The 1421-nt window shown below is 53.3% G+C and carries 1 protein-coding gene and 1 pseudogene; both read left to right on the top strand.

The window, feature by feature from the left end; genetic code table 11:
- Positions 1 to 194: 194 nt before the first annotated feature.
- On the top strand, positions 195 to 1241 hold the full coding sequence (locus JUJ53_RS00295; protein WP_204150002.1) for an ISL3 family transposase: 1047 nt from the start codon (positions 195 to 197) through the stop codon (positions 1239 to 1241).
- 23 nt (positions 1242 to 1264) lie between these two features.
- Positions 1265 to 1421: pseudogene (locus JUJ53_RS00290) on the top strand (IS1 family transposase); the annotation flags it as partial.

Here is a 1421-nt window from a genome sequence, read left to right as displayed (position 1 = left end):
CGAAGTTGTGTTCCAGGTTGTAGCCCTTGGTTTTGAGCGTGTTGTTATTCTCGTTTTCGACCTTCCAACGGGTACGCCCGGCTAGAACGACCTCTGCTGTCAGGTGACAATTATCTTGGGCTCTTGGCAACTTTTGGTGATCCAACTTGCATGTAGAGAGGTACATAGGAACTACCCCTCAAAACTGTAGTCCTATGAAACTTCTAGAGTATTGTCTGCCCGATGCCTCGACGCTGAACCTCAAACACTGGGATCTCGATGCAGAGAGCCACCAGATGGTCATCACCGTTTGCTCTATCCAAACGGTGGCCTGTTGTCCGCTTTGTCAGACACTGACCAGGCGCGTCCATAGCCGTTATAAGCGAACGCTCAAAGACTTGCCCTTGGCTCAGTTCGGGCTCACTATCATGTTGGAGGTGTGTAAGTTCTTTTGCCTGAATGAGGCTTGTCGTCGTCGCATCTTCACCGAGCGATTGCCAACCATTGTGGCTCCTTGGGCCAGACGCACCCGGCGCTATGCTGAGCAGCTTACCGCCATCGGGCTGAGCTTGGGCGGTTCAGCCGCTGTCCGTCTCGGTCAACACCTGAACGTGGCGGCCAGTCGCAATACCTTTCTGCATCTCATCGCCCGCCTATCGTTTCCTGAAATGGACACTCCACGTATGTTGGGAGTGGATGACTTTGCTCTACGAAAAGGCCACCAATACGGGACGATTTTAGTGGATCTCGAAACTCATCAACCGGTCGCACTGTTACCCGACCGTAGTGCAGAAACCCTGGCTGAATGGTTGAAAGCGCATCCGGGCGTGGAAATCTTGTCCCGCGACCGCTCCAAAGCCTATAAGCGGGGCATGAGCGAAGGTGCTCCGGAGGCCATCCAGGTCGCGGATCGCTTTCATCTACTGCAGAACCTTGAGGAGACCCTGGAAAAAGCATTCAAGGGACAGGTTCAAGTCTTTAGACGCATCGAACAAGCCCAGCCGTTGGGCAACGCTGTCGTTACCCCCTGGGCTTGCGAACTGACGCCACAACCCACGATCACCAAACGGGCTCAACGTTTGGAACGCTATGAGCAGGTCCACATTTTACAGCAGCAGGGCTATCGCATCCAAGACATTGCGCACCATCTGGGCATGGGCAAACGCACGGTCTATACTTATCTGTCCCATGAGACTTTTCCGGAGTGGCAACCTTCCATTCGACGACGCGGCAGTGGGCTTGATCCGGTGTTGCATAATTAGAAGATGAACAGGAGGAATCTGCCATGCAATGTCCAGAGTGCGGGGCTACTCATATCCGTAAAAACGGCAAGAGAAGTGGTAAGCAAAATCACATCTGCGTTGCTTGCGGTCGTCAGTTCATTGATACGTATGAATCTCACCGAGGCTACTCCGATGAGGTGAGGCGCGAGTGTCTCAAGA

This window comes from Leptolyngbya sp. CCY15150, from assembly GCF_016888135.1.
Lineage (GTDB): Bacteria > Cyanobacteriota > Cyanobacteriia > RECH01 > RECH01 > RECH01.
This window is presented reverse-complemented; position numbering and strand designations above follow the sequence as displayed.

Excerpts from the sequence above, each read along its gene's own strand:
- JUJ53_RS00295 (WP_204150002.1), top strand. The coding sequence starts at position 195 with ATGAAACTTCTAGAGTATTGTCTGCCCGATGCCTCGACGCTGAACCTC.